Origin of the sequence: Leifsonia sp. NPDC080035 (assembly GCF_040050925.1) — a bacterium.
Classification (GTDB): domain Bacteria; phylum Actinomycetota; class Actinomycetes; order Actinomycetales; family Microbacteriaceae; genus Leifsonia.
Genome location: NZ_CP157390.1, coordinates 2,855,049 through 2,881,070 on the forward strand (window position 1 = coordinate 2,855,049; position 26,022 = coordinate 2,881,070).

The window sequence follows — 26,022 nt, forward strand, 5'->3', positions numbered from 1 at the left end:
TCAGTCCAGGAGGTCGGCCCAGAGCGCCGTCGAGATGTAGCGCTCGCCGGTGTCGCACACGACCGCCACGATCGTCTTGCCGGCGTTCTCGGGCCGCGAGGCGACCTGGAGCGCCGCCCAGACGATGGCGCCGGAGGAGATCCCGGCCAGGATGCCTTCCTCGCTCGCCAGCCGCTTCGCGGTCTCGATCGAGTCCTCGAACGACACGTCGACGACCTCGTCGTAGACGGTGGTGTCGAGGATCTCGGGGACGAAGTTGGCGCCGATGCCCTGGATCTTGTGCGGGCCGGGCTTGCCACCGCTCAGGATCGGCGAATCCAGCGGCTCCACCGCGATCACCTTCACCTCGGGCTTGCGCTCCTTGAGCACCTGCCCGACGCCGGTGATGGTGCCGCCGGTGCCGACCCCGGAGACGAAGATGTCGACGCCGCCGTCCGTGTCCGCCCAGATCTCCTCGGCGGTGGTGGCGCGGTGCACGGCGGGGTTGGCCTCGTTCGCGAACTGCTGAGCCCAGATGGCGTTCTCCGTGGACGCGACGATCTCCTTGGCCTTCTCGACCGCGCCGCGCATCCCCTCCGGCCCCGGGGTGAGCACGATCTCGGCGCCGAAGGCGCGCAGCAGCACGCGGCGCTCCTTGCTCATCGTCTCCGGCATCGTGAGGATGACCTTGTAACCGCGGGCCGCGCCGACCATCGCGAGCGCGATGCCCGTGTTGCCGCTCGTGCCCTCGACGATGGTGCCGCCCGAGCGCAGCGCCCCCGCCTTCTCGGCGGCGTCGATGATGGAGACGCCGATCCGGTCCTTGACGCTCCCGGCGGGGTTGTAGAACTCCAGCTTCGCCAGCACCGTCGCGCCGGTGTCCGCGGCGAGTCGGTTGAGCTTGACGAGGGGAGTGCGGCCGACGGCCTCGGTGATGTTCTCGTAAACCTGTGCTGGCATGGGTCCAACTCTAACCGCGCGCAGAAGGTGCGTGGCGTGTGTGACGGTAAGCTCGTCGGGCCATGACCGAACCCGCCCCCGTCTCCGTCCGCACGCTCCGCGACGAGACCGTCGCCCTGCTCGCCACGGCGCGCGTCCCCGACCCCGAGGTGGATGCGGAGCTGCTGATCGGGCACGTGCTCGGCGTCCCGCGCGGCCGGGTGCAGGCGCTCGTCGTGATGGATGCGACGGCAGGGGACGAGGACGTCGCACGCGTCCGGGAGCTCGCCGCCCGGCGGGCCGCCCGCGAGCCGCTGCAGCACATCACCGGCGTCGCCCCGTTCCGATCGCTGGAGCTCGCCGTCGGCCCCGGCGTCTTCGTGCCACGCCCGGAGACCGAGCAGGTCGTCCAGTTCGCCATCGACGCGCTCCGCGCCGTGCCCTCCGAGCAGCCCGTCGCGGTGGACCTCGGCACCGGCAGCGGCGCGATCGCGCTGGCGATGGCGACCGAGGTGCCGCACGCCCGCGTCTACGCCGTCGAGAATTCCCGCGAGGCGTTCGTGTGGACCCGGCGCAACATCGAGGAGCTGGGCGGGGACAACATCAGCGGGGCGTTCGCCGACCTCGCCGATGCCTTCCCGGAGCTCGACGGAACCGTCGACGTCGTCATCTCGAACCCGCCGTACGTGCCCGCAGCCGCGGTGCCCCGCGACCCGGAGGTGCGGCTGTTCGACCCCGCGGCGGCCCTCTACGGCGGCGAGGATGGTCTGGATGTGGTGCGCGTGATCTCGCGCGTCGCCCAGCGGCTGCTCCGCCCGGGCGGCACTCTGGTGCTCGAGCACGGCGAACTGCAGGGCGCCGACATCCGCGCGATCCTCACCGCGGACGGCTGGCGCGCCGCCGCGACCCACCGCGACCTGACCACGCGGGATCGCGCGACCACCGCACTCCGCTGAAGCGGTGCGATCCGGCCCGGCCCGACGCTCGGCGGCAGGCGACCGTCTCAGCGCCCGCGGGCGACGCGCTCGCGGGCGCGGGCGATCGCCTCGCGCTCGCGCTTGCGCGCCTCGCGCAGCGCCTTCTCCGCCTCGCGGCGCTGCTTGGCTGCCTCGCGCACCGACTTGTCGTTCGGGATCGGCTCCGGGCGCTCCTCGAACGCCGTGACCGGCTCGCCGGCGGCGCGGGCCGACACGTAGCGCTCGATGCCGTCGAGGATGCGCTCGAGGCCGAACGCGAAGTCGTCCTGGTCGTCCCCGCCGTCGGCGTCGGCGTAGGTGCCGGAACGCACCAGCGGCGCGAGGTCGGGGAAGCGCTCCGGGGTCACCAGCTCGGCGAGGGCGGCGGTGAACGCCTCGCCGTTCTGCGGCGGCGCCTGGTCGCCGCGTGAGCGGCCGACGTCCCGCTCCACAACGCCGACCGCCCGCGCGTACGAGGACAGCAGTAGCGCCGTCGACATCTTCTCGGCGTCCGTGAGCGGGAGATCACGCATCGCGCGCAGCCCCCAGTCGAGAACGGCCAGATTGTTCGGCATCAGCGGGATGCCGGAGATCGGGATGTCGGGGTACCAGGGGTGCTCCTGGATCACCTCGATGCTGGCCATCGCCCAACGCCGCAGCGCGGCCCGCCAGTCCTCTCCCTCCTCGCCCTCCGCCGGGATGGGGATTTCGCAGACGGCGTCTTGCATGAGGGCGAGCACGTCGTCCTTGCTCGTCACGTAGCGGTACAGCGACATGGTCGTGAAGCCGAGGTCGCTCGCGATGCGGCTCATCGACACGGCGGCGAGTCCGTCGCTGTCCGCGATGCCGATCGCCGTGTCCACGATGCGCTCGATGCTGAGCTCGCGCTTGGGTCCGCGCTGCGGCCGCTCGGCCACGCCCCAGCTCAGGGCGACGGCGCGGGGGAGCGCCTCCTCGACTTCGTCCGCCATCGCGTCGCCTTTCCGATCCGGTTGTTGACACCCATCCTAGAACTGTGTATCACTTAAACGAAGCGTATACGTCATAAACAGTTTGCTGGATACACAGGAAGGATCCACCATGACGACAGCGGCTATCGAGGTCGCCGGACTGCGGAAGTCGTTCGGCTCCCAGACGGTCCTCGACGGTGTCGACCTGCGCGTCGAGCGGGGCAGCGTATTCGCGCTGCTCGGCCCGAACGGCGCCGGCAAGACCACCTTCATCACCATCCTCGCCACCCTCGTCGCGCCCGACGGCGGCACGGTCAGCGTCTGCGGCCACGACGTCGAGCGGGACAGGGAGGGCGTCAAGCGCTCCATCAGCCTCACCGGCCAGTCCGCCGCCGTCGACGAGGTGCTCACCGCGGAGGAGAACCTGCGCATGATGGCACGGCTCGCCGGCTACACCGCGCAGCAGTCGGCGGCGCGGGCGCGCGAGCTCCTCGACCGGTTCGACCTCGGGGATGCGGCGCGCAAGCGCGTCAAGACCTTCTCCGGTGGGATGCGCCGCCGGCTCGACCTGGCGCTCAGCCTGGTCTCCACCCCTCCGGTGATCTTCCTCGACGAGCCGACCACCGGTCTCGACACCCGCAGCAGGCAGACGCTGTGGGCGATCATCCGCGACCTGGCGGCGCGAGGCACCACCATCCTGCTCACCACGCAGTACCTGGAGGAGGCCGACCAGCTCGCCGACCGCATCGCCGTTCTCGACCACGGCACGATCGTGGCCGAGGGCACGGCCGCCGAGCTGAAGGCACGGGTCGGCGGAGAGGTCGTCGAGCTGCGCGACGCGGCCGACGAGCTGGTGCGCGAAGTCCCGACGGACGGCTCCGTCGACGGGCTGCGCGACGCCATCGACGCGCTGGATGAGCTGGCCGTTCCCGGCGCATCCATCGCGATCCGCAAACCGTCCATGGACGACGTGTTCCTGGCCCTCACCGGCTCGGAGGCCACCCCGTCCGCCCGCACCCGCGAGGAGGCCGTCCGATGACCGCGCTCACCATCCCGTCCACCGTCCCCGCGACAGCCCCGGCCCCGGCCGGACGGCTGACCTCGACGGCGGTGTTCATCCGCCGCAGCCTCACCCACTCGCTGCGCAACGTCGAGGCGCTCACCATGGCGATCGTGCTGCCGGTGATGCTGATGCTGCTGTTCACGTTCGTGTTCGGCGGCGCGCTGGATGCGGAGGGCGGCTACGTCGACTATGTCGTGCCCGGCATCATCCTGCTCTGCGCCGGATTCGGAGCCTCCAGCACGGCCGTCGACGTCGCGGAGGACATGACCAACGGCATCGTCGACCGGTTCCGCACCATGCCGCTGCAGGCCAACGGAGTGATCACCGGCCACGTCGTCGCGAGCCTGGTGCGCAACCTGCTCGCGACCGGCGTGGTCATCGGGGTCGCGCTGGCCGTCGGCTTCCGGCCGACCGGGAACGTTCTCGAGTGGCTCGGCGCCCTCGGGATCGTCGCCCTCTTCATCCTCGCGATCACCTGGCTGTTCGCGGCGATCGGGCTCGTCGCCGCCACGCCCGCCGCGGCGAGCGGTTACGGGTTCGCCCTGCTCTTCCTGCCGTACCTCTCCAGCGCGTTCGTCCCGACGGACACGATGCCCGGCTGGCTGCAGTGGGTGGCGGAGAACCAGCCGATCACACCGATCATCGAGACCATCCGGGCGTTCCTGTTCGGCCGCGACCCCGGAAGCGACCTCTGGTGGGCCCTCGGCTGGTGCGCCCTGATCATCGTCGGCGCGTACGCCTGGGCGGCCTTCTCGTTCCGCCGCAAGGCGGGCCGCCGCTGACGGGCGGTCTCAGGCGCGCACCGCGACGGCCTGCTCGACGGCGTCGAGCAGGCGGTCCGGCGTCTCGAACAGGTGCGCGCGGATGCCGATCGATGCCGCCGCCGCCACGTTCTCGGGCAGGTCGTCGGCGAAGAACGTGTCCTCCGCGGCGAACCCGTAGCGGTCGAGGACACGCTCGAACACGACGGGGTCGGGCTTGCGCGCCCCGTAGTCCGACGAAGCGCACAGGTGCTCGACGGGCAGGATCTCCGCGAGTTCCGGCGCCAGCCGGGGGAGGTTCCGGGCCACGAGCGGGCCGTTGTTCGTCAGGAGCGTGGCCGTCCCCGCCTCCGCGGCGCGGCGGACCGCAGCGAGGGAGACCGGCCACGGCGTCATCGCCTCGCCGCGGATCCGCAGGAAGTCCTCCTCCGCGACCCGGACGCCGAGCGCGGTCGAGAGGGCGTCGAGGTACTCCTCGCCGGTCCGGAAGGCGCCCGCCTCCGCCGAGCCCTCGCCGTCGAGGTTGAACCAGCGTTCGCGCAGCTGCTCCGCGCTCAGCCCGGTGAGCCGAGCCATCGCCGCCGTCCGGCGCCGCCAGTCGTAGTCGTAGAGCACGTTGTCCATGTCGAACACGAACAGCGGCGCGCTCACCTCTCGCGCTCCGCGAACGCGTGGATGGCGTCCAGCATCGCGTCCGTGTCGAAACCGCCGTCCTCGCGCCGGGTGAAGTGGTGGGCGTGCATCCCGGCCGCGCGGGCGCCCTCCACGTTGGGCAGCGAGTCGTCGAACAGGATGGCGTCCTCCGGTCGCGCGCCGAACCGGCCGAGCGCGCGGGTGTAGATGCGGCGCTCGGGCTTCCGCGCGCCGAGCACGGCGGACACCAGGTCGTTGTCGCGCAGCGTGTCGACGATCTCGGGGGTGAGCACCGGGAGCGAGTCCTTGAACGGGATGGGGTTGTTCGAGAGCAGCGAGACGGTGCCCAGCGTCGCCGCCTCCTTCAGGGCCGCGATCGAGCCGGGGATGGGCGTCATGGCCGCCTTGCGCGCCTCCTGCCACTGCGCGAGCGTCAGCCGCGCGCCGGTCACCTCGGCGAACGCGGCCAGGTACTCCTCGCTCGTCGAGTATTCGCCGATCTCGGCCGCCCGCTCGTGTCCGCCCGCCCACCAGGTCGAGGCGAGCCGGTACTGGCTCACACCGCCCAGCTCGGCGAGCTTCGGGAGACGCTTGTGGAAGTCGTAGTCGTAGAGGGTCTTGTCGCAGTCGAAGAAGTAGACGTCCATCGCCTCCAGTATCGACCAGGCGACGCCGGGACACGCGGTCAGGGAACCGTGCGCTCCCTCAACTATCATTGGTGCGTCATGGCAACCATCTACGACTGCTCCGTCGAATCCGACCTCCTCACCGGTATGCGTCTCGCCCGCGCGGCGATCGGCCGCGGTGAGCTGGTGGTCATCCCCACGGACACGGTCTATGGAGTGGCCGCCGACGCGTTCAGCCCCGCCGCCGTGCAGCGGCTGCTGGACGCCAAGGGCCGCGGACGCCAGTCGCCGCCTCCCGTGCTGGTCCCCGGCATCCCCACGCTCGCCGCGCTGGCGGAGCACGTGCCCGCCGAGGTGGATGCGCTGGTGCAGGCGTTCTGGCCGGGCGGTCTCACCATCGTGCTGCCGGCGGCGCCCTCCCTGGTCTGGGACCTCGGCGAGACCCGCGGCACGGTCGCGCTGCGCATGCCGCAGGACCGGATCGCCCTCGAACTGCTCTCCGAGACCGGCCCGCTGGCCGTCTCTTCCGCCAATCTCACCGGACATCCGGCCGCCCGCACCGCAGCGGAGGCGGAGGGGATGCTCGGCGACTCGATCTCGGTCTACCTCGACGGGGGAGAGGCGGGCACCGGCTACGAGCGCGTTGAGGGCAAGGACTCCTCCTCGACCATCGTGGACGCGACCGCTCTCGCCTCCGGCTCCGGAAAGCTCCGCATCCTGCGCCACGGCGTCATCTCCGCCGAGCAGCTGCGCGAGGTCGTCGGCGACGCGCTCGCGGACCCGGAGCCGGCCGAGACCCCCTCGGACGCCTGAGCCGTGACCCTCCTCCTCGCCCTCGCGCTCATCTCGGCCGTGATCACGTTCGGGATGTCCTTCGTGGTCTACAAGCTGGCGATGCGCTACAAGCTGTACCCGAAGATCCGCGCCCGCGACGTGCACACCCGGCCGACGCCGCGGCTCGGGGGAGTGGCGATGTTCCTCGGGATCCTGGTCGCCTTCGCCGTCTCCTGGCTTCTCTCCAGCCAGTTCGGCGTGCTGACCTTGATCTTCTCCGACACCGGGCCGATCCTGGCCGTCCTCGGAGCCTCGCTGCTCATCGTCGTGATCGGTGTCGCGGACGACATCTGGGACCTGGATTGGATGACCAAGCTCGCCGGGCAGTTCGTCGCGGCCGGTCTCGTCGCCTGGTTCGGCGTCCAGATCTACTCGTTGCCGATCGGCGGCCTGACGGTCGGCTCCCCGGTGATGAGCATCGTCATCACGCTGTTCGCGATCGTCCTCGTGATGAACGCGATCAACTTCATCGACGGTCTGGACGGCCTTGTCGCCGGCGTCGCATTGATCGCCAACGGCACCTTCCTCATCTACACGTACCTGCTGCAGCGCGAGATCAGCCCGCAGAACTACTTCAGCCTCGCCGGCGTCATCGCGGCGATCCTGGTCGGCGCCTGCGCCGGCTTCCTGCCGCTGAACTGGCACCCGGCGAAGATGTTCATGGGGGATGCTGGTGCCCTCCTCATCGGGCTGCTCATGGCGACCTCGGCCATCTCGGTCACCGGCACGATCAACCCGGAGGAACTGCAGACCCTCGGAAAGTCGTCCCTGGTGCCCGCGTTCATCCCGATCATCCTGCCGTTCGCGGTGCTGGTGGTGCCGCTGCTCGACTTCGGCCTCGCGGTGATCCGGCGGCTCCGGGCGGGAAAGTCGCCGTTCAGCGCGGACCGCAAGCACCTGCACCACCGGCTGCTCGACATGGGACATTCGCACCTGCACGCCGTGCTCCTCTTCTACGCGTGGACGGCCGTGCTGTCGATCGGCTGTCTGCTGTTCTTCGTCGTCGACTCGTACTGGATCGCCATCGTCTTCGTCGCGATCGGCCTCGTCGTCTGCACCGCTCTCACGCTCGCCCCGCTCAGCCGTAAGAAGGCCAAGGAGGCCGCGGCCGAGCTGGCGCCCGCCGGCTCGCCGGAGGCCGCGGAGACGGCCCGCTACGACCAGCTCGACGCGGCGAGCGAGCGCGTCCCCGCGCGGGCGCCGGCCGTCCCCGAAGACCCCACCACCAGCAAGGAGATCCGATGACCGACCACCAGGACGGCGCTTCCGCCGCCGGGCCGGACGAACCAGCGCCCCAGCAGCCGAGTTCGAATCCCGTCCTCAGGGACGCGCTCCGCTACGGGCTGATCCTCGCGGTGGCCATCGCGGTCGTCGGGATGGTGCTCGGCGGCGTCTTCGCCGGCTGGATCGGCGTCACGAGCGCGCTCATCGGCACGGCGATCGCGGCGGTGTTCCTCGGCATCACGGCGCTCAGCATCCTGATCGCCAACCGGTTCATCGGCTCCGACCTCTTCGTCGGGCTGTTCTTCGGCATCGTCCTGGGCGGCTGGATCGTCAAGTTCGTGCTGTTCATCGTGCTCGCGATCGTGCTCAAGGATCAGCCGTGGATCAACCCCGTTGTGCTCTTCCTGAGCCTGATCGCGGGCGTGATCGGCTCCCTGGTGGTCGACATGATCGTGGTGTTCCGCTCGCGCATCCCGTATGTCAGCGATGCCACGCTTCCGGGGGATAAGCGTTGAGGCATATATCGATTCGTTACCCGCTGAAAACTCTTGTAGAGTAATGGTGATCCCCCACCCGTACGCGCCCCTGCTTCACCGGCGCGCGAGCGCGGGTGTCCACCGTTCGCCGTCGCGAGAGCTTTCAGCTCGACGCCCCGAAACAGGAGATAGCGCTGTTAGCTAACGCTGTGAACCTGCTGGTCCAGGCCGCAAGCTCCGATGACGGAGCCACCTTCCACGGCCCGTCGATCGACGAGTTCTTCCCACCGGCCATCTTTTCCATCGGTGGCTTCGAGGTCAACCGGATCATGCTGGTCCGGTTCATCGCCGTCGTCGCCCTCCTCCTGGTCTTCTGGCTCGGCACCCGCCGCATGAAGATCGTCCCCGGACGGTTCCAGTCGCTGGTCGAGATGGGTCTCGACCTCGTCCGCGTGAACATCGCCGAGGATCTGCTCGGCAAGAAGGACGGGCGGCGGTTCCTCCCGATCCTCACCACGATCTTCTTCATGGTGCTGTTCATGAACCTGACGGGCATCATCCCGTTCCTGAACATCGCGGGCACCTCGGTCATCGGCGTCCCGCTCGTGCTCGCGGTCGTGGCGTACATCACCTTCATCTACGCCGGCGTCAAGAAGAGCCCGAAGGGCTTCTTCAAGAACGCGCTGTTCCCGTCGGGTGTGCCGAAGGCGATCTACATCATCGTGACGCCGATCGAGTTCATCTCGACCTTCATCCTGCGTCCGGTCACGCTGACCCTCCGACTCATGATGAACATGATCGTCGGCCACATGCTGCTGGTGCTCTTCTTCAGCGCCTCGGTCTTCTTCACCTTCGCGCTCGGCCAGGGCTGGATCGTCCTCGGCATCGGTGCGCTCGGGTTCGGCTTCGTCTTCACCCTGTTCGAGATCCTGGTGGCTGTCCTCCAGGCCTACGTCTTCGCACTGCTCACCGCTGTCTACATCCAGCTCGCAGTCGCCGAGGAACACTAAGAACGGTCCGCGCAACCGCACGGATCGCCATCACGGAAGGAAACACATAACGTGGACATCGCTGCTATCTCCGGCAACATCGCCACTGTCGGTTACGGCCTCGCCGCTATCGGCCCGGCCATCGGCGTGGGCATCGTCGTCGGCAAGACCATCGAGGGCGTCGCCCGCCAGCCTGAGCTGGCCGGCCGTCTGCAGGTCCTGATGTGGATCGGTATCGCGTTCACCGAGGCGCTCGCCTTCATCGGTATCGCGACCTACTTCATCTTCACCGCCTGATTCCCACCTCTTTATCACTCTGTAAGGAGGAACGATGATCAACGGTGTGATCCGCGCCGCTACGGAGGGCGAGACGATCAACCCGCTCGTCCCGCAGTGGTATGACATCGTCGGGTCGCTGATCTGCTTCGTCGTCATCCTGATCTTCTTCTGGATCTACGCGCTCCCGCGCATGAAGAAGATGCTGGACGCGCGTGCGGAGGCGATCGAGGGCAACATCGCGAAGGCGGACGAGGCCCAGAACAAGGCCGAGGCGCTGCTGGAGGAGTACACGGCTCAGCTCGCCGACGCGCGTGCCGAGGCCGGCCGCATCCGCGAGCAGGCCCGCACCGACGGCGCGAAGATCGTCGCCGAGGCGAAGGACAACGCGGCGGTCGAGGCCGCTCGCGTGACCGCGAACGCCCAGGCCCAGATCGAGGCCGAGCGCCAGACGGCACTCGTCTCGCTGCGCAGCGAGGTCGGCTCGCTCGCGATCGACCTCGCCTCCGGCGTGGTCGGCGAGGTCCTCACCGAGGACAAGAAGGCCCAGGCGATCGTGGACCGGTTCCTGGCCGACCTGGAAGCCAGCGAGAAGGCAGGGACGACCAACTAATGGGAAGCGCCACCAGAGAAGCACTGGCCCGGTCCGTCTCGGCTCTGGCCGGCCTCGGAGCCAAGGCAGATCTGGCGACGGCTGAAGACCTGTTCGCCGCAGGACGAGTCGTCGCAGACTCCGCCCAGCTCCGAGCGGTCCTCAGCGACCCCTCGGCCGACCAGGCGGGCAAGGCCGCGCTCGTGCAGCGCGTCTTCGGCTCCCTGTCGGCACCCGCGGTCGAGCTCCTCGGCGTCGTCGCCGGCGAGCGCTGGTCGGGCCAGGACGACGTCCTGGCCGCGATCGAGGAGCTCGGCATCCGCTCCATCGCAGCCTCCGCGCCGCGGAACGTCGACATCCCGGCGGAGCTGTTCGCATTCGGAGGCGCCGTGACCTCCGACTCGCAGCTCGAGCTCGCCCTGCGCAGCAAGCTCGCCGACCCGGCCGCGAAGGCGGCCCTGGTCGAGCGTCTGCTGGCCGGGAAGGCGTCGGAGCAGACGGTCGCGATCGCGCGTCAGCTCGTGCTGCAGCCGCGCGGCCGCAGCATCCGCGAGGCGCTGCGCGACGCCGCCCGCATCGTGGCCGCCCAGTACGGGCAGACGATCGCCACGGTCGTGACGGCGACGCCGCTGCCCGAGGCGCAGGCGGAGCGCCTGCGCGCGAGCCTCGCCGCGAAGTACGGCGACCTCAAGCTCAATCAGGTCGTCGACCCGGCGATCCTCGGTGGACTGCGCGTGCAGATCGGCGACGACGTCATCGACGGCAGCGTCTCCACGCGCCTCACCGAACTCCGACTTCAGCTGGCGGGCTGACCGCCCCAACTTAGGGAACAAACGATGGCAGACATTTCGATCAGCCCCGATGAGATCCGGGACGCGCTCAAGGACTTCGTCTCGAAGTACGAGCCGGCTCAGGCCTCGACCACCGAGGTCGGACACGTGCTCGACGCCTCCGACGGCATCGCGCACGTCGAGGGCCTCCCCGGCGTGATGGCGAACGAGCTCATCCGCTTCGCGGACGGCACCCTCGGCCTGGCGCAGAACCTCGACGAGAACGAGGTCGGCGTCGTCGTCCTCGGCGAGTTCGACGAGATCGTCGAGGGCATGGAGGTGACCCGCACCGGCGAGGTCCTCTCCGTCCCGGTCGGCGACGGCTACCTAGGTCGCGTCGTCGACCCGCTCGGCAACCCGATCGACGGTCTCGGCGAGATCGCTTCCGAGGGCCGCCGCGAGCTCGAGCTGCAGGCGCCGGGCGTCATGCAGCGCAAATCGGTGCACGAGCCGCTCCAGACGGGCATCAAGGCGATCGACGCCATGATCCCGGTCGGCCGCGGCCAGCGCCAGCTCATCATCGGCGATCGCCAGACCGGTAAGACGGCCATCGCGATCGACACGATCATCAATCAGAAGGCCAACTGGGAGTCCGGCGACGTCAACAAGCAGGTCCGCTGCATCTACGTCGCCGTCGGCCAGAAGGGCTCGACCATCGCCTCGGTGAAGGGCGCGCTCGAGGACGCCGGCGCGATGGAGTACACCACCATCGTCGCCGCCCCCGCCTCCGACCCGGCCGGCTTCAAGTACCTGGCCCCCTACACCGGTTCGGCCATCGGCCAGCACTGGATGTACGGCGGCAAGCACGTCCTGATCATCTTCGACGACCTGTCGAAGCAGGCCGAGGCGTACCGAGCCGTGTCCCTGCTGCTGCGTCGTCCGCCGGGACGTGAGGCCTACCCGGGTGACGTCTTCTACCTGCACTCCCGCCTGCTGGAGCGTTGCGCCAAGCTCTCCGACGAGCTGGGCGCCGGCTCGATGACCGGTCTGCCGATCATCGAGACGAAGGCGAACGACGTCTCCGCGTACATCCCGACCAACGTGATCTCGATCACCGACGGCCAGATCTTCCTGCAGTCGGACCTGTTCAACGCCAACCAGCGTCCCGCCGTCGACGTGGGCATCTCGGTCTCCCGAGTCGGTGGCGACGCGCAGGTGAAGTCGATCAAGAAGGTCTCCGGCACGCTGAAGCTGGAGCTGGCGCAGTACCGCTCGCTCGAGGCGTTCGCGATGTTCGCGTCCGACCTGGACGCGGCGAGCCGCCGCCAGCTCGCCCGTGGCGCGCGCCTGACCGAGCTGCTCAAGCAGCCGCAGTACTCGCCGTTCCCGGTGGAGGAGCAGGTCGTCTCGATCTGGGCCGGCACCAACGGCAAGCTGGACGAGGTCGCCGTCGAGGACATCCTGCGCTTCGAGTCGGAGCTGCTGGACCACCTGCGCCGCAACACCGACATCCTTGACACGCTGCGCGACACGAACGTGCTCGACGACGACACGGTGGAGAAGCTCTCCGCCGAGGTGGACAAGTTCAAGCTCGAGTTCCAGACCGGTGAGGGCAAGCCGCTCGCCTCGGTCGGACGCGAGGAGTTCGAGGCCATCGCCGAAGAGGACGTCAACCAGGAGCGCATCGTCAAGGCGAAGCGCTGAAGCGCAGATAGGTACTGAGGAAGACACATGGGAGCACAGCTTCGGGTCTACCGGCAGAAGATCAGGTCTGCCCAGACGACCAAGAAGATCACCCGTGCCATGGAGCTGATCTCCGCCTCACGCATCCAGAAGGCGCAGGCTCGAGTGGCCGCCTCCTCGCCGTACGCCCGCGCGATCACGCGCGCGGTGTCGGCGGTGGCGACCTACTCGAACGTCGACCACGTCCTCACCACGGAGCCGGAGAAGATCGAGCGCGCAGCGATCGTCATCTTCTCGTCGGACCGCGGTCTCGCGGGCGCGTTCAACTCGAACGTGCTGAAGGAGTCGGAGAAGCTCGCGGAGCTGCTGCGCAGCCAGGGCAAGGAGGTCGTCTACTTCCTGGTCGGACGGAAGGCGCAGGGCTACTTCAGCTTCCGGCGCCGGGCGTTCGAGCGGGTGTGGACGGGCAACACGGACAACCCCGAGTTCGAGCAGGCGAAGGAGATCGCAGACGCGATCCTCGAGTCGTTCCTGCGTGACGCGTCCGACGGCGGTGTGGACGAGATCCACGTCATCTACAACCGCTTCGTGAGCATGCTGACCCAGGAGCCGCAGGTCATCCGCCTGCTGCCGCTGGAGGTCGTCGAGGGCGTCGAGGAGCCGGACCGCACGCAGGTCCTGCCGCTGTACGAGTTCGAGCCGGACGTCGGCACGGTGCTCGACTCGCTGCTCCCGGTCTACATCGAGAGCCGCATCTTCAACGCCATGCTGCAGTCGGCCGCCTCCAAGCACGCCGCGACGCAGAAGGCGATGAAGGCGGCGAGCGACAACGCCGACAAGCTCATCACCGACTACACGCGACTGGCGAACAACGCACGACAGGCGGAGATCACCCAGCAGATCTCCGAGATCGTCGGCGGCGCGGACGCGCTGAGCTCGGCCAAATAGACGTCCTAACGAGAGAGATAAGAATCATGACTACCGCTACCGCCGAAGCCCAGGCTTCGACCGCGCAGCCGGCCGGCGTGGGACGCATCGCCCGCGTCACCGGTCCGGTCGTCGACATCGAGTTCCCGCACGACTCGATCCCGGGCATCTACAACGCCCTCAAGACCACGATCACCATCGGCGAGCAGTCGACCGAGATCACGCTCGAGGTCGCACAGCACCTCGGTGACGATCTGGTCCGCGCCATCGCCCTCAAGCCGACCGACGGCCTGGTCCGCGGCGGCGAGGTCCGTGACACCGGCGCTCCGATCTCGGTGCCCGTCGGCGACGTGACCAAGGGCAAGGTCTTCAACGTGACCGGCGACGTGCTCAACGCCGAGCCGGGCGAGAAGATCGAGATCACCGAGCGCTGGCCGATCCACCGTCAGCCGCCGTCGTTCGACCAGCTCGAGTCCAAGACCCAGCTGTTCGAGACCGGCATCAAGGTCATCGACCTGCTCACCCCGTACGTGCAGGGTGGCAAGATCGGCCTCTTCGGTGGCGCGGGCGTGGGCAAGACGGTCCTCATCCAGGAGATGATCCAGCGTGTCGCGCAGGACCACGGTGGTGTGTCGGTGTTCGCCGGCGTCGGCGAGCGCACCCGTGAGGGCAATGACCTCATCCACGAGATGGAGGAGGCGGGCGTCTTCGACAAGACCGCCCTCGTCTTCGGCCAGATGGACGAGCCGCCGGGGACGCGTCTGCGCGTCGCTCTCTCCGCGCTGACGATGGCGGAGTACTTCCGCGACGTGCAGAAGCAGGACGTGCTGCTGTTCATCGACAACATCTTCCGCTTCACGCAGGCCGGCTCCGAGGTCTCCACGCTGCTCGGCCGCATGCCGTCCGCGGTGGGCTACCAGCCGAACCTCGCCGACGAGATGGGCCTCCTCCAGGAGCGCATCACCTCGACCCGCGGTCACTCGATCACCTCGCTGCAGGCGATCTACGTGCCCGCCGACGACTACACCGACCCGGCGCCCGCGACCACGTTCGCGCACCTCGACGCCACGACCGAGCTCTCCCGTGAGATCGCGTCGAAGGGTCTGTACCCGGCCGTCGACCCGCTGACCTCGACGTCGCGCATCCTCGACCCCCGCTACCTGGGCGCCGACCACTACCGCGTCGCCACCACGGTCAAGCAGATCCTCCAGAAGAACAAGGAGCTGCAGGAGATCATCGCCATCCTCGGTGTCGACGAGCTCTCCGAAGAGGACAAGATCACGGTGTCGCGTGCGCGCCGCATTCAGCAGTTCCTCTCGCAGAACACCTACATGGCGAAGAAGTTCACCGGTGTCGAGGGTTCGACCGTTCCGCTGAAGGACACGATCGCGTCGTTCGACGCGATCGCCAAGGGCGAGTTCGACCACGTCGCCGAGCAGGCGTTCTTCAACGTCGGTGCGATCACCGACGTCGAGGAGAAGTGGGCGCAGATCCAGAAGGAGAACGGCTGAAATGGCTGTCCTCAACGTCAGCGTCGTCGCCGCCGACCACGAAGTGTGGTCGGGCGAGGCGAGCATGGTCGTGGCACGGACCGTGGAGGGGCAGATCGGTATCCTGCCCGGCCACGAGCCGCTGCTCGCCATCCTCGCCGAGGGCGAGGTTCGCGTGACCCTGAACGGCGGGGAGTCGATCGCGGCGCAGGCCGACGACGGCTTCCTCTCCGTCGAGAACAACACGGTCACCATCGTGGCCCGTCAGGCGGAACTCGTCTGATATGGCGGACAAGGCAGCCCCGTTGGACCGGCAGTTCGGTGACGTCCGCGTCCCGATGCTCGTCGTGACAGCGGGGCTGCCCGGCTCCGGCAAGTCCACCATCGCCGAGATCGTCGCCGGTCGCCTCGGCGCGACGGCGATCTCGGTGGACCCGATCGAGGCGGCCATCCTCCGCGCCGGCATCGACGCCGACCAGCCGACCGGCCTCGCCGCGTACCTGGTGGCGGAGAAGATGGCGGAGCAGGCACTGCTCGGCGGGCACTCCGTTGTCGTGGACGCGGTGAACGCCGTCGAGCCGGCCCGCCTGCAGTGGCGGGAGCTGGCGGAGCGCTGCGGTGTGAAGCTGCGCGTGATCGAGACCGTCTGCTCGGATGAGGAACTGCACGCCGAGCGGCTCGCTAAGCGGACCGGCATCGTCGCCGAGTACGCGGTCGAGCAGAGCATCGAGGACTACGCCGAGTGGAAGGGCGCGTGCGCGGCCCTTCCCCGCGTCACTCTCGACACCGCGCGTCCCCTCGGCGAGAACGTCGACACGGCCCTCGCCTTCCTGGAGCACTAGCGTGCTCATCCTCCTCCCGCCCTCCGAGACCAAGCGGACCGGGGGAGCGGGATCCCCGCTCGCCCTGGACAGCCTCCGTTTCGGGTCGCTCGCCGAGGTCCGCTCGGCCGTGCTCGCCGATGCGGTCGCCCTGTCGGCGGACCACGACGCCGCGGTGCGCGCCCTGAAGCTCGGCCCGAAGCAGGCGGCCGAGGTCGACCGCAACCGCGAGCTGCACACCGCGCCGACGATGCCCGCGCTGCTGCGGTACACCGGCGTGCTGTACGACGCGCTGGACGCCGAGTCCCTCACGGACGAGCAGTGGCGGTTCGCCGGCGAGACCGTCGCCGTGCAGTCCGCGCTGTTCGGACTGGTCGGGGCGGCCGATCCCATCCCCGCCTATCGGCTCTCGTTCGACTCGCGATTGACTCCCTCGCTGAAGAGGCGCTGGCGCGCCGCCGGCGCGGCCGCGCTGTCCGAGCATGACGGGCTGATCCTCGACCTCCGCTCGGAGGGATACGCGGCGCTTGCGCCGCTGCCCGATCGGGCCGGCGCCCACTACGTGCGCGTCCTGGCTCGCGACGAGAGCGGCCATGTCCGTGCGCTGAACCACTTCAACAAGCAGGCGAAGGGCCTGCTCGCCCGGGCACTCATCGAGGCGGGAACGGCGCTGCCGTCGACGGATGCTCTGCTCGCCTGGGCGGAGGCCGAGGGCTACGAGCTGGGGCCGGCCGCCGACGGCGGACGCGACCTCGAGCTCATCGTGCCGGAGGTCGCCGGCGCCCCTGGCAAGCTGATGGCGGTGCTGCGCTCCGCCCGCTGAGGCGTCCTCGTCCGGTCAACGGGACCGGCTGGGCCAGCGGCCTGGGCTGGGTGCGGCCGACCGCCCGACCAAGGGGGAGCCATCCCACGCTCCGGGGCAGGCGAAGTCCGAGAATCCGCTGATGGTGTAGCGGGGTGAGGCAAAAGTGAGGTAAGCTCACCCCAAGAGAGAGCGAGGATGTTCTGCGAGGGGGCCGAGCGCCATACGCCCGGGATCTCTCGCCGCACCAGTCGGGCCGACGCCGTGATAGCCGGCGCGTCATCCCCATGCGCCGCAGTCGGGACCGGTGTGACGGCACACAGCGAATCCGCCTGCGGTCGGGCACGAGCGGAACGCGTCGTCACCAGCGAGAACGGTCCAGGACGAGCTGCAGCGACGTCGGCCCGGCTCTCTCGGTTCTTCCTCCGTCGAGGGGCACGTCGGTGACGTTTTCGGATTCCGGAAGCGACAGCGACGTGCACCTCGGCGGCAGGCGGATGCGCCCCGGGCTGTGCGCTCAGGCGCGGAAGCAGCCCTCGAAGTGGTCGTCGACCATTCCGGTGGACTGCATGAGCGCGTACATGGTCGTCGGGCCGACGAAACGGAAGCCCCGCTTGCGCAGCTCCTTGCTCATCGCGGTGGATTCGGGCGTCACCGCCGGGACCTCGGACCAGGCCCGTGGACGCGTCGGGGTGGCGGCCGGCGCGAAGCCCCACATCAACTCCTCCAGCGGTACGTCGAGCGCGAGCACCGCGCGCGCGTTCGAGATCGTCGCCTCGATCTTGCCCCGGTGCCGGATGACCCGCTCGTCCTGCAGCAGGCGCTCGACATCCCGCTCCGTCATGCGAGCCACGGACTCGGGATCGAAGCCGTGGAAGACCTCCCGGAACGCCGGGCGCCGCCGGAGGATGGTGATCCAGGAGAGCCCCGCCTGGAAGCCCTCGAGGCACATCTTCTCGTAGAGCGCGCGTGGGTCGTGCTGCGGCCGGCCCCACTCCTCGTCGTGGTAGCGGCGGTACTCGGCGTCGCTCGCGGACCACGAGCACCGGGCGAGACCGTCCTCGCCGACGACGAGGGCGTCGCGGGTGCGCGATTCGGCGGTGGGGGAGGCGGACGCCGGGGAAGCGGCGTCGGTGTCGGTCGTGCTCATGCGGCCAGCGTGATCCCCTCGTGCTCGAGCAGCCACAGCTTGGTCGGGATGCCGTCGCCGCCGCTGTAGCCGGTGATCTTGCCGCTGGAGGAGAGCACCCGGTGGCAGCCGATGATGATCGGGACCGGGTTCGCTCCGACGGCCCCTCCGATCGCGCGGCCGTAACCCGGGTGACCGAGTGAGAGGCCGAGTTCGCCGTAGGTGGTGAGGCTGCCGTACTCGAGCGAGGCGAGCCGCTCCCAGACCGCCGTGCGGAAGGGGGTGCCCTGCAGGTGCACGGGGATGTCGAACGAGCGCCGTTCGCCGGAGAAGTACTCGGCGAGCTGAGCCGCGGCGTCGTCGAGGACGGCGGTGCTCGTCTCGGGGTGCTCGTCGTTCGGGAGCACGCCGCCGCGTGCGATGGCGAGCGACGTGACGGCTTCGCCGTCGCTCGTCAGCTCGATACGGCCGATGGGGCTCGGCGTCCGGAGAAGGTAGGCGATGGAACTGCTCATGGGTCGACTCTACGGGCGGCCCCCGACACCTACTCGCGGAAATCGGACATTGGGGACAACTCCCTTCGGGCGCCCGGCGGTGGAGGACTTCGCCCGCGCCGCGGTGCCTAGACTCGAGACATGGCGAACATCGAATACCGCACCCTCGGCGACTCCGGCCTTGTCGTCTCCACCATCGGCCTCGGCTGCAACAACTTCGGCCGCGCCGGCACGGCGACGGAGACCCAGGAGGGAACGGACGCCGTCATCGACGCCGCCATCGACGCCGGGGTCACCTTCTTCGACACCGCCGACATCTACGGCAAGGAGCGCGGGCTGTCGGAGACGCTGATGGGCGCGGCGCTCGAGGGCAAGCGCGACCGCATCGTGCTCGCCACGAAGTTCGGCATGGACATGGCGGGCACCAACGGACCCGACTGGGGCGCGCGAGCATCCCGGCGGTACATCCGCCTGGCGGTCGAGGCCTCGCTGCGTCGGCTCCGCACCGACTGGATCGACCTCTACCAGCTGCACCACCCCGACCCGAAGACGCCGATCGAGGAGACGCTGGAGACGCTCGACGACCTGATCGCCGAGGGCAAGATCCGCTACATCGGGCATTCGAACCTCGCCGGCTGGCAGGTGGCGGAGGCGGAGTTCACCGCGCGCATCCACAACCACCCGAAGTTCATCTCGGCGCAGAACGAGTACAGCCTGCTCGTGCGCGGAGCGGAGGACGAGGTGCTGCCGGCGGTGAACGCGTACGGCCTCGGTTTCCTGCCCTTCTTCCCGCTCTACAACGGGCTGTTCACCGGCAAGTTCAGCCGGCAGGGCGGTCCGGCGGACAGCCGCATCATGATGATCCGCAAGCACCTGCTCGACAACGCGCCCTGGGACCGCATCGAGCGCTACCAGGCGTTCTGCGACGAGCGCGGCGTAAGCATGCTCACGGCGACGTTCGCCTGGCTGCTCGCCCAGCCCGGACTGACCAGTGTGATCGCCGGCGCCACCAAGCCGGAGCAGATCGTCGCCAACGCCGAGGCGGCGACGGCGTGGGCACCGACCGCGGAGGATGTCGCCGCCATCTCCGAGATCTTCGCGCGCGAGTCCTAAGCGTGGGCGGCTAACCGCCGAGTACGGAGAAAGTCTGCGTACTCGGCGGTTTTCGTGCGATTGTCTGCGTACTCGCGCCGTGAGCGCACGCGAGTGTTCGCTCAGAGCGAACGGGCGGGGCGTTGTGAGTGAGCGCTCACTCCGCGTAGGCTCGCCACCGTGACCGACGCCGCACCGACGACGAAGACCCGCGCCCAGCCGCTCTCTCCGGAGGACCGCCGCGCGATGATCATCGACGCCGTCATCCCGCTCCTCGTGGCGAACGGACGGGACGTGACGACCCGGCAGATCGCCGAGGCGGCCGGCATCGCCGAGGGCACCATCTTCCGGGTCTTCTCCGACAAGGACACGCTCGTGAAGGCGGCGATCGAGAAGCACCTCGACCCCGAGCCGCTGCGCGAGGCGCTGCGCTGCATCGACCCCGCACTGCCGCTCGAGAACAAGGTGAGGGCGATCATCGTCCTCATGCAGGAGCGGTTCCGCAGCGTGTTCCGGATGCTCGCCGTCGTCGGCGCGGAGCGGCCGCCGGTTCCCCAGGAGCGCGCCGAGTTCGCATCCATCATCGAGCGGATCCTCGCCCCGGAGGCCGAGCGGCTGAACTGGCCGCCGCGCCGGGCCGCGTACATCCTCCGCCTCATCTCGTTCGCGTCCTCGTTCCCCGCGCTCAACGAGGGCGTGGAGTTCAGCGTCGACGAGCTCTCCCGCGTCGTCCTCACCGGTCTCGCCGGCCGGTCGGAGGACGCGCCCATCCCCACCCGCACCCTCTGAGACCGGAGGAACCATGCTCCTGAAACTGCTCGGCCGCTCGCTGCGGCCGCACTGGCCGCTCCTGATCGGGGTGGTCGTCTTCCAGCTGGCTCAGTCGCTGCTCTCGCTCTGGCTGCCGACGCTGAACGCGGAGATCACCGACAACGGCATCGCCAAGGGCGACACCGGCTACATCCTCGCCGTCGGCGCGGAGATGCTCGGCGTGACGCTGGTGCAGATCGCCTGCTCCATCACGGCGGTGTACTTCGGGGCGAAGGTCGCCATGCTCGTCGGTCGCGATCTGCGCGGCGCGATCTTCCACAAGGTCGGCGAGTTCTCCGAGCGGGAGGTGGCCCGGTTCGGCGCGCCCTCGCTGATCACCAGGAACACGAACGATGTGCAGCAGGTGCAGATGCTCGTGCTGATGACCTGCACACTGCTGGTGTCCGCGCCCATCCTCGCGATCGGTGGCATCGTGCTCGCGATGCAGCAGGACCTGCAGCTGTCCTGGCTGATCGCGGTCAGCGTCCCCGTCCTGCTGATCGCCGTGAGCCTGATCATCGTCCGGATGGTCCCGCTGTTCCGGATGATGCAGGAGCGGATCGACCGGGTGAACCGGGTGCTGCGCGAGCAGCTGACCGGTATCCGGGTGGTGCGGGCGTTCGTCCGCGAGAAGGTCGAGACGGACCGGTTCCGCACCGCGAACGACGAGGTGACGGACACAGCCCTCCGTGCCGGCCGGCTCTTCGCGCTGATGTTCCCGATCGTGATGCTGGTGCTGAACGTCTCGAGCGTCGCCGTGATCTGGTTCGGCGGCTTCCGGATCGCCGACGGATCGATGCAGATCGGCACGCTGACCGCGTTCCTCCAGTACCTGATGCAGATCCTGATGGGCGTGATGATGTCCACGATGATGGCGGTGCTCGTGCCACGGGCCGCCGTGTGCGCCGACCGCATCGGCGAGGTGCTCGGCACGGAGCCGTCCGTGCGCGCGGCCGAGAACCCGGTGACCGAGGTCGACGCGCACGGCACGGTGGAGTTCGTCGATGTCAGCTTCTCCTACCCCGGCGCGGAGCAGCCGGTGCTCAGCGACGTCACCTTCTACGCCGAGAGCGGCAAGACGACGGCGATCATCGGGTCGACGGGAGCGGGCAAGACCACACTCATCAACCTCATCCCGCGGCTGTTCGACGCGACGAGCGGGCTCGTGCTCGTCGACGGCGTCGACGTGGCCGAACTGGAGCCGGAACTGCTCTGGTCGCGGATCGGCCTGATCCCGCAGAAGCCGTACCTGTTCTCCGGCACGGTGGCGAGCAACCTCCGCTACGGCAACCCCGACGCAACAGACGACGAGCTCTGGCACGCCCTCGAGATCGCCCAGGCGAAGGACTTCGTGGCGGCGATGCCGGAGGGGCTCGACGGTCCCATCGCGCAGGGCGGGACGAACGTCTCCGGCGGCCAGCGCCAGCGCCTCGCGATCGCGCGGGCCCTGGTGAGACGGCCGGAGATCTACATCTTCGACGACTCGTTCTCGGCTCTCGACACGGCGACGGATGCGCGGCTCCGGGCCGCGCTCGCCAGGAACGCGGCGGGTGCGACCATGATCGTCGTCGCGCAGCGGGTGTCCACGATCGTGGACGCCGACCAGATCATCGTGCTCGAGGACGGCAGAGTCGTCGGGCGCGGAACGCACGAGGAACTCGTGGAGACGAACGCGACCTACGCGGAGATCGTCTCGTCGCAGCTGACCGCGGAGGAGGCGGCATGAGCCGGAACACGTCAGCGCCCGCCCGTCCGCCCGTGAGGCGCGGCCCCGGCGGAGGCGGTCCGTTCGGCGGCATGGCGATGCCGGGGGAGAAGTCGATGAACTTCGGCCCGTCGGCGAAGCGGCTCGCCGCGCGCCTCCGTCCCGAGGCGCTCCCGATCGTCGTCGTCACGCTGCTCGCGGTCGTGAGCGTCGTGTTCGCCGTGCTCGGCCCGAAGCTGCTCGGCAACGCCATCAACCTCGTCTTCGCTGGCGCGATCTCCTCGCAGTTCCCGAAGGGGATGACGCAGGCGCGGGTCATCGCGGAGGTCAAGGCGTCCGGCAACAATCAGTTCGCCGACCTGCTCTCCGGGATGACGTTCACACCGGGAGCCGGCATCGACTTCACCGCCGTCGGCACCATCCTGCTGTGGGTCCTCGCCCTCTACGTCGCGTCATCGCTGTTCAGCTACCTGCAGGCGTACGTGCTCAACGGAGTGACCCAGCGCACCGTCTACCGGCTGCGCGCGGACGTCGAGGACAAGATCCACCGTCTGCCGCTCAAGTACTTCGACGGGATGCAGCGCGGCGAGCTGCTCAGCCGCGTGACGAACGACATCGACAACATCTCGCAGACCCTGCAGCAGACGATGAGCCAGCTGCTCACCTCGCTGCTCACCGTGATCGGCGTGGTGGTGCTGATGTTCGTGATCTCGCCGCTGCTCGCGGTGATCGCGCTGGTCACGATCCCGCTCACCCTGCTCGTGACGACCGTGATCGCCAAGCGCTCGCAGAAGCTGTTCGTCGCGCAGTGGCGCAACACGGGCGAGCTGAACGGCCAGATCGAGGAGGCCTTCACCGGCCACTCCCTGGTCAAGGTGTTCGGCCGCCACCGCGAGGTGGAGGAGCGGTTCCGCGAGAAGAACCAGGAGATGTACCGGGCGAGCTTCGGCGCGCAGTTCATCTCGGGGCTGATCATGCCGTCGATGATGTTCGTCGGGAACCTGATGTACGTCGCCATCGCGGTGGTCGGCGGCCTGCAGGTGGCGACGGGCGCCATGCAGCTCGGAGATGTGACGGCGTTCATCCAGTACTCGCGCCAGTTCACGCAGCCGCTGACCCAGCTCGGCTCGATGGCCAACCTGCTTCAATCCGGCGTCGCCAGCTCCGAGCGCGTCTTCGAGCTGCTCGATGCGGAGGAGCAGCGGAAGGACCCGGCCGAACCGGAGAGCCCGGAGGGCACGAAGGGCCGGCTCGCCTTCGAGGACGTGTCGTTCCGCTACGTGGAGGACACGCCCCTCATCGAGCACCTGTCGCTCGTCGCGCAGCCCGGCCAGACCGTCGCCATCGTCGGCCCGACCGGCGCGGGCAAGACGACCCTCGTCAATCTCATGATGCGCTTCTACGAACTCGACGGCGGCCGGATCACCCTCGACGGCGTGGACATCGCAGCCATGACGCGCGACGACCTGCGCAGCCGGATGGGCATGGTGCTGCAGGATACCTGGCTGTTCAAGGGCACCATCCGGGACAACATCGCCTACGGGCGGCCGGACGCGAGCGAGGAGGAGATCCTGGACGCGGCGCGCGCGACCTACGTCGACCGCTTCGTGCACTCCCTCCCCGACGGCTACGACACGGTGCTCGACGACGAGGGGTCGAACGTCTCGGCGGGCGAGAAGCAGCTGCTGACGATCGCCCGCGCGTTCCTCGCCCGGCCGAGCGTCCTCATCCTCGACGAGGCGACGTCCTCGGTGGACACCAGGACGGAGCTGCTGGTGCAGAAGGCGATGAGCGCGCTGCGCGCGGACCGGACGTCGTTCGTGATCGCGCACCGGCTCTCCACGATCCGCGACGCCGACCTCATCCTGGTGATGGAGTCCGGGCAGATCGTCGAGCAGGGGACGCACGCGGAGCTGCTCGCGCGCGGTGGCGCCTACTATTCGCTCTACAACGCGCAGTTCGCGGCGCCCGCCGAAGAGGAGGCGTGAGCGGGGAGGCGCGAGTGGCCGTCAGAGGCGGGCGCCGACGGCCCGGATGCACCAGAACGCGCCGTACGCGATCAGCCCGAGGGCGATGAGCACCAGCAGGACAACGCCGTACGGCACCTGCGTGAGCGCCTTCAGGCTGCCGTCGAGGCCGCCGGCCTTCGACGGGTCGTAGGTGATCGCCCCCGTCACGACCAGCCCGCCGACGAGGAGCAGCGCGATTCCCTTCGCGATGTAGCCGACGCGCCCGAGCACCGTGATGACGCCCGCCAGCTGGTTGGGCGGCAGCCGCAGGTCCCGCTCGAAGCGGTGGGTAACGCCGTTGCGGATGAAGCCGACGCCGGTGCCGACGATGGCGAGGCCGATGATCGCCAGCACGAAGACGCCTCCCGGCATGCCGAGCAGCCGGCCGCTCAGTGAGCGTTCCGACGACGACGCATCGTGCCCGCCGCCGGAGGCGATGGAGACGGCGACGACCGCGAGCGCGGCGTAGACGACGCACTTGATGACCTCCAGTGCCCTGGTCCCCGCGCCGTGCGCGGTGACAGCCACGAGGATCTGCCACAGGGAAAGGGCGATCAGCCCGACGATGATCAGCCAGACGGCGAACAGGCCGCCGGGCACGGCGACGAGCGCCTGCAGCGCGCCGGACTGGTCGGCGTTGCCGCCGGAGCCGAACGCGACGGCGAGGGCGAGGCCGCCGATCAGGATGTGCAGGATGCCGATGGAGGCGAGCCCGACCCGCGCGAGGACGCGGACAGTCGTGCTGTTCTCGACGCGGGCGGCTGCCCGGGACGGGGAGGTCATGCCTGCACCGTACGCTTCAGCGGGCGGAATCGCGCCCCCGGGTCGGCCGCGGCTCCCACCCCATCCGAAACTCGGGTACCGTAGATAGTCGAGTCCGCTGCGCCATCGCGCGGCGGCGAGATCTGAATAGAGGAGGCCGGCATGGACATCGACCTCAGCGTCTTGCGTCTGATGGAGCGCGAGAAGGAGATCCCGTTCGACGAGCTGGTGCAGATCATCGAACAGGCCATCCTGACCGCCTATCTGAAGCACACCAACCAGGCCGACCACCGGCACGGGCACGGCGACACGCCGCCCGCCGCACGCGTGCACCTGGACCGCAAGACGGGGCATGTCACCGTCTACGTCCCCGAGCGGGACGAGGAGGGCAACGTCATCGGCGAGGCCGAGGACAGCCCGAGCGACTTCGGCCGCATCGCGGCGTTCGCGGCCAAGCAGGTGATCAACCAGCGGTTGCGCGACATCGCGGACGACGCGGTGCTCGGCGAGTTCCGCGGCCGCGAGGGCGACATCGTCGCCGGTGTCATCCAGCAGGGGCCGAACCCGCGGATGATCCACATCGATCTCGGCAGCGTGGAGGCCATCCTGCCCCCCGAGGAGCAGGTGCCGGGCGAGGAGTACACGCACGGGTCGCGCATCCGCGTGTACGTCACCAGCGTCGCGAAGGGGCCGAAGGGTCCGTCGATCACCGTGTCCCGCACCCACCCGGCGCTCGTGCGCAAGCTGTTCGCCCTCGAGGTGCCGGAGATCGCGAGCGGTGTCGTCGAGATCGTGTCGCTCGCCCGTGAGGCCGGTCACCGCACCAAGATCGCGGTGCGCGCGACGGAGCCGGGCGTGAACGCGAAGGGCGCCTGCATCGGAGAGCTCGGCCAGCGTGTCCGCGCGGTCACGGCGGAGCTCAACAACGAGAAGATCGACATCGTCGACTACTCGCCGGATCTTGCGACGTTCGTCTCCAGCGCCCTCTCGCCCGCCAAGGTGACGAGCGCCTTCATCATCGACGAGAATCTCAAGGCCGTGCGCGCGCTCGTCCCCGACTACCAGCTGTCGCTGGCGATCGGCAAGGAGGGCCAGAACGCCCGCCTCGCCGCGAAGCTCACCGGCGCGAAGATCGACATCCAGCCGGACTCCATCCTCGACCGCGACTAGGGCCGCGCGTCGGCAGGCCGACGAGCACAGGAAAAACGCTCCGAATCCTCGCGATTCGGA

General features: G+C 69.1%; 28 protein-coding genes. 21 read left to right on the top strand and 7 right to left on the bottom strand.

Features of this window, described 5'->3' with window-relative positions:
* Complete coding sequence (cysK, locus tag AAME72_RS13810) at positions 1-939, bottom strand: cysteine synthase A (RefSeq protein ID WP_348787130.1); 939 nt, start codon at positions 937-939, stop codon at positions 1-3.
* Between the two features lie 62 nt (positions 940-1,001).
* On the opposite strand from cysK, the gene prmC reads away from it, so the two are divergent.
* Positions 1,002-1,874 (top strand): peptide chain release factor N(5)-glutamine methyltransferase, encoded by an 873-nt coding sequence (prmC, locus tag AAME72_RS13815; protein ID WP_348787131.1) that lies wholly within the window; start codon positions 1,002-1,004, stop codon positions 1,872-1,874.
* A 47-nt stretch (positions 1,875-1,921) separates the two neighbouring features.
* On the opposite strand, the gene AAME72_RS13820 is transcribed toward prmC, so the two are convergent.
* Positions 1,922-2,845 (bottom strand): TetR/AcrR family transcriptional regulator C-terminal domain-containing protein, encoded by a 924-nt coding sequence (locus tag AAME72_RS13820; protein ID WP_348787132.1) that lies wholly within the window; start codon positions 2,843-2,845, stop codon positions 1,922-1,924.
* Positions 2,846-2,954: 109 nt separating this feature from the next.
* Between AAME72_RS13820 and AAME72_RS13825 the strand changes: the two genes are divergently transcribed.
* Entirely contained in the window at positions 2,955-3,863 is a 909-nt protein-coding gene (locus tag AAME72_RS13825) for an ATP-binding cassette domain-containing protein (protein ID WP_348787133.1), read from the top strand.
* Positions 3,860-4,669 carry an ABC transporter permease gene (locus tag AAME72_RS13830; protein WP_348787134.1) on the top strand — a complete coding sequence of 270 codons (810 nt, stop codon included), beginning with the start codon at positions 3,860-3,862 and terminating at the stop codon, positions 4,667-4,669. The genes AAME72_RS13825 and AAME72_RS13830 overlap by 4 nt, the downstream gene beginning before the upstream one ends.
* Before the next feature lie 9 nt (positions 4,670-4,678).
* Here AAME72_RS13830 and AAME72_RS13835 read toward each other — a convergent pair whose 3' ends face one another.
* Together AAME72_RS13835 and AAME72_RS13840 are read right to left on the bottom strand one after the other, a co-directional pair.
* Positions 4,679-5,299, bottom strand: coding sequence for an HAD-IA family hydrolase (locus AAME72_RS13835; RefSeq protein ID WP_348787135.1), 621 nt, complete (start codon positions 5,297-5,299; stop codon positions 4,679-4,681).
* A complete protein-coding gene (locus AAME72_RS13840) occupies positions 5,296-5,928 on the bottom strand; it encodes an HAD family phosphatase (RefSeq protein ID WP_348787136.1) in 633 nt (210 codons plus the stop codon). The genes AAME72_RS13835 and AAME72_RS13840 overlap by 4 nt, the downstream gene beginning before the upstream one ends.
* Before the next feature lie 78 nt (positions 5,929-6,006).
* On the opposite strand from AAME72_RS13840, the gene AAME72_RS13845 reads away from it, so the two are divergent.
* From AAME72_RS13845 to AAME72_RS13905, 13 genes are all read left to right on the top strand, one after another.
* The gene (locus AAME72_RS13845) at positions 6,007-6,720 is read left to right on the top strand and encodes an L-threonylcarbamoyladenylate synthase (RefSeq protein ID WP_348787137.1); all 714 of its coding nucleotides are present in this window, start codon (positions 6,007-6,009) and stop codon (positions 6,718-6,720) included.
* Positions 6,721-6,723: 3 nt separating this feature from the next.
* Positions 6,724-7,986, top strand: a complete 1,263-nt coding sequence (locus AAME72_RS13850; RefSeq protein WP_348787138.1) for an MraY family glycosyltransferase — start codon at positions 6,724-6,726, stop codon at positions 7,984-7,986.
* Complete coding sequence (locus AAME72_RS13855) at positions 7,983-8,480, top strand: hypothetical protein (RefSeq protein ID WP_348787139.1); 498 nt, start codon at positions 7,983-7,985, stop codon at positions 8,478-8,480. Before AAME72_RS13850 ends, AAME72_RS13855 begins: the two co-directional genes overlap by 4 nt.
* 170 nt (positions 8,481-8,650) lie before the next feature.
* Positions 8,651-9,451, top strand: coding sequence for a F0F1 ATP synthase subunit A (gene atpB, locus AAME72_RS13860; RefSeq protein WP_348787140.1), 801 nt, complete (start codon positions 8,651-8,653; stop codon positions 9,449-9,451).
* A gap of 51 nt (positions 9,452-9,502) precedes the next feature.
* Positions 9,503-9,727, top strand: coding sequence for an ATP synthase F0 subunit C (gene atpE / locus AAME72_RS13865; protein WP_348787141.1), 225 nt, complete (start codon positions 9,503-9,505; stop codon positions 9,725-9,727).
* A 34-nt stretch (positions 9,728-9,761) separates the two neighbouring features.
* On the top strand, positions 9,762-10,319 hold the full coding sequence (locus tag AAME72_RS13870) for a F0F1 ATP synthase subunit B (RefSeq protein WP_348787142.1): 558 nt from the start codon (positions 9,762-9,764) through the stop codon (positions 10,317-10,319).
* Complete coding sequence (locus AAME72_RS13875; protein ID WP_348787143.1) at positions 10,319-11,110, top strand: F0F1 ATP synthase subunit delta; 792 nt, start codon at positions 10,319-10,321, stop codon at positions 11,108-11,110. Before AAME72_RS13870 ends, AAME72_RS13875 begins: the two co-directional genes overlap by 1 nt.
* A 24-nt stretch (positions 11,111-11,134) precedes the next feature.
* Positions 11,135-12,772, top strand: coding sequence for a F0F1 ATP synthase subunit alpha (gene atpA, locus AAME72_RS13880; protein WP_348787144.1), 1,638 nt, complete (start codon positions 11,135-11,137; stop codon positions 12,770-12,772).
* Between the two features lie 27 nt (positions 12,773-12,799).
* Entirely contained in the window at positions 12,800-13,699 is a 900-nt protein-coding gene (locus AAME72_RS13885; protein WP_348787145.1) for a F0F1 ATP synthase subunit gamma, read from the top strand.
* Positions 13,700-13,725: 26 nt separating this feature from the next.
* The gene (gene atpD, locus AAME72_RS13890) at positions 13,726-15,189 is read left to right on the top strand and encodes a F0F1 ATP synthase subunit beta (protein ID WP_348787146.1); all 1,464 of its coding nucleotides are present in this window, start codon (positions 13,726-13,728) and stop codon (positions 15,187-15,189) included.
* Between the two features lies 1 nt (position 15,190).
* On the top strand, positions 15,191-15,451 hold the full coding sequence (locus tag AAME72_RS13895) for a F0F1 ATP synthase subunit epsilon (RefSeq protein ID WP_301210689.1): 261 nt from the start codon (positions 15,191-15,193) through the stop codon (positions 15,449-15,451).
* 1 nt (position 15,452) lies between these two features.
* Positions 15,453-16,010, top strand: coding sequence for an ATP-binding protein (locus AAME72_RS13900; RefSeq protein ID WP_348787147.1), 558 nt, complete (start codon positions 15,453-15,455; stop codon positions 16,008-16,010).
* 1 nt (position 16,011) lies between these two features.
* A complete protein-coding gene (locus AAME72_RS13905) occupies positions 16,012-16,812 on the top strand; it encodes a peroxide stress protein YaaA (RefSeq protein WP_348787148.1) in 801 nt (266 codons plus the stop codon).
* A 496-nt stretch (positions 16,813-17,308) separates the two neighbouring features.
* On the opposite strand, the gene AAME72_RS13910 is transcribed toward AAME72_RS13905, so the two are convergent.
* Both AAME72_RS13910 and AAME72_RS13915 read right to left on the bottom strand, forming a co-directional pair.
* A complete protein-coding gene (locus tag AAME72_RS13910) occupies positions 17,309-17,941 on the bottom strand; it encodes a DNA-3-methyladenine glycosylase I (protein ID WP_348787149.1) in 633 nt (210 codons plus the stop codon).
* Complete coding sequence (locus AAME72_RS13915; RefSeq protein WP_348787150.1) at positions 17,938-18,435, bottom strand: methylated-DNA--[protein]-cysteine S-methyltransferase; 498 nt, start codon at positions 18,433-18,435, stop codon at positions 17,938-17,940. Before AAME72_RS13915 ends, AAME72_RS13910 begins: the two co-directional genes overlap by 4 nt.
* 120 nt (positions 18,436-18,555) lie before the next feature.
* On the opposite strand from AAME72_RS13915, the gene AAME72_RS13920 reads away from it, so the two are divergent.
* The 4 genes from AAME72_RS13920 (at position 18,556) to AAME72_RS13935 (ending at position 24,009) form a co-directional block, all read left to right on the top strand.
* A complete protein-coding gene (locus AAME72_RS13920; protein WP_348787151.1) occupies positions 18,556-19,527 on the top strand; it encodes an aldo/keto reductase in 972 nt (323 codons plus the stop codon).
* Between the two features lie 159 nt (positions 19,528-19,686).
* A complete protein-coding gene (locus AAME72_RS13925; protein ID WP_348787152.1) occupies positions 19,687-20,295 on the top strand; it encodes a TetR/AcrR family transcriptional regulator in 609 nt (202 codons plus the stop codon).
* A 13-nt stretch (positions 20,296-20,308) separates the two neighbouring features.
* Positions 20,309-22,042: an ABC transporter ATP-binding protein gene (locus AAME72_RS13930; RefSeq protein WP_348787153.1), complete on the top strand. Its 1,734-nt coding sequence runs from the start codon at positions 20,309-20,311 to the stop codon at positions 22,040-22,042.
* A complete protein-coding gene (locus tag AAME72_RS13935) occupies positions 22,039-24,009 on the top strand; it encodes an ABC transporter ATP-binding protein (protein WP_348787154.1) in 1,971 nt (656 codons plus the stop codon). The genes AAME72_RS13930 and AAME72_RS13935 overlap by 4 nt, the downstream gene beginning before the upstream one ends.
* Positions 24,010-24,030: 21 nt before the next feature.
* Here the strand turns inward: AAME72_RS13935 and AAME72_RS13940 are convergent, their stop codons facing one another.
* Positions 24,031-24,813 (bottom strand): DUF1206 domain-containing protein, encoded by a 783-nt coding sequence (locus AAME72_RS13940; protein ID WP_348787155.1) that lies wholly within the window; start codon positions 24,811-24,813, stop codon positions 24,031-24,033.
* 141 nt (positions 24,814-24,954) lie between these two features.
* Here AAME72_RS13940 and nusA point away from each other — a divergent pair, with 141 nt between their 5' ends.
* Positions 24,955-25,962 carry a transcription termination factor NusA gene (gene nusA, locus AAME72_RS13945; RefSeq protein WP_348787156.1) on the top strand — a complete coding sequence of 336 codons (1,008 nt, stop codon included), beginning with the start codon at positions 24,955-24,957 and terminating at the stop codon, positions 25,960-25,962.
* Positions 25,963-26,022: the final 60 nt, after the last annotated feature.

What these genes read in the sequence shown, in the direction of transcription:
- cysK (WP_348787130.1), bottom strand. Translation starts at nt 939, where the DNA reads ATGCCAGCACAGGTTTACGAGAACATCACCGAGGCCGTCGGCCGCACT.
- prmC (WP_348787131.1), top strand. Translation starts at nt 1,002, where the DNA reads ATGACCGAACCCGCCCCCGTCTCCGTCCGCACGCTCCGCGACGAGACC.
- AAME72_RS13820 (WP_348787132.1), bottom strand. Translation starts at nt 2,845, where the DNA reads ATGGCGGACGAAGTCGAGGAGGCGCTCCCCCGCGCCGTCGCCCTGAGC.
- AAME72_RS13825 (WP_348787133.1), top strand. Translation starts at nt 2,955, where the DNA reads ATGACGACAGCGGCTATCGAGGTCGCCGGACTGCGGAAGTCGTTCGGC.
- AAME72_RS13830 (WP_348787134.1), top strand. Translation starts at nt 3,860, where the DNA reads ATGACCGCGCTCACCATCCCGTCCACCGTCCCCGCGACAGCCCCGGCC.
- AAME72_RS13840 (WP_348787136.1), bottom strand. Translation starts at nt 5,928, where the DNA reads ATGGACGTCTACTTCTTCGACTGCGACAAGACCCTCTACGACTACGAC.
- AAME72_RS13845 (WP_348787137.1), top strand. Translation starts at nt 6,007, where the DNA reads ATGGCAACCATCTACGACTGCTCCGTCGAATCCGACCTCCTCACCGGT.
- AAME72_RS13855 (WP_348787139.1), top strand. Translation starts at nt 7,983, where the DNA reads ATGACCGACCACCAGGACGGCGCTTCCGCCGCCGGGCCGGACGAACCA.
- AAME72_RS13870 (WP_348787142.1), top strand. Translation starts at nt 9,762, where the DNA reads ATGATCAACGGTGTGATCCGCGCCGCTACGGAGGGCGAGACGATCAAC.
- AAME72_RS13875 (WP_348787143.1), top strand. Translation starts at nt 10,319, where the DNA reads ATGGGAAGCGCCACCAGAGAAGCACTGGCCCGGTCCGTCTCGGCTCTG.
- atpA (WP_348787144.1), top strand. Translation starts at nt 11,135, where the DNA reads ATGGCAGACATTTCGATCAGCCCCGATGAGATCCGGGACGCGCTCAAG.
- AAME72_RS13885 (WP_348787145.1), top strand. Translation starts at nt 12,800, where the DNA reads ATGGGAGCACAGCTTCGGGTCTACCGGCAGAAGATCAGGTCTGCCCAG.
- atpD (WP_348787146.1), top strand. Translation starts at nt 13,726, where the DNA reads ATGACTACCGCTACCGCCGAAGCCCAGGCTTCGACCGCGCAGCCGGCC.
- AAME72_RS13895 (WP_301210689.1), top strand. Translation starts at nt 15,191, where the DNA reads ATGGCTGTCCTCAACGTCAGCGTCGTCGCCGCCGACCACGAAGTGTGG.
- AAME72_RS13900 (WP_348787147.1), top strand. Translation starts at nt 15,453, where the DNA reads ATGGCGGACAAGGCAGCCCCGTTGGACCGGCAGTTCGGTGACGTCCGC.
- AAME72_RS13910 (WP_348787149.1), bottom strand. Translation starts at nt 17,941, where the DNA reads ATGAGCACGACCGACACCGACGCCGCTTCCCCGGCGTCCGCCTCCCCC.
- AAME72_RS13915 (WP_348787150.1), bottom strand. Translation starts at nt 18,435, where the DNA reads ATGAGCAGTTCCATCGCCTACCTTCTCCGGACGCCGAGCCCCATCGGC.
- AAME72_RS13920 (WP_348787151.1), top strand. Translation starts at nt 18,556, where the DNA reads ATGGCGAACATCGAATACCGCACCCTCGGCGACTCCGGCCTTGTCGTC.
- AAME72_RS13930 (WP_348787153.1), top strand. Translation starts at nt 20,309, where the DNA reads ATGCTCCTGAAACTGCTCGGCCGCTCGCTGCGGCCGCACTGGCCGCTC.
- AAME72_RS13935 (WP_348787154.1), top strand. Translation starts at nt 22,039, where the DNA reads ATGAGCCGGAACACGTCAGCGCCCGCCCGTCCGCCCGTGAGGCGCGGC.
- AAME72_RS13940 (WP_348787155.1), bottom strand. Translation starts at nt 24,813, where the DNA reads ATGACCTCCCCGTCCCGGGCAGCCGCCCGCGTCGAGAACAGCACGACT.
- nusA (WP_348787156.1), top strand. Translation starts at nt 24,955, where the DNA reads ATGGACATCGACCTCAGCGTCTTGCGTCTGATGGAGCGCGAGAAGGAG.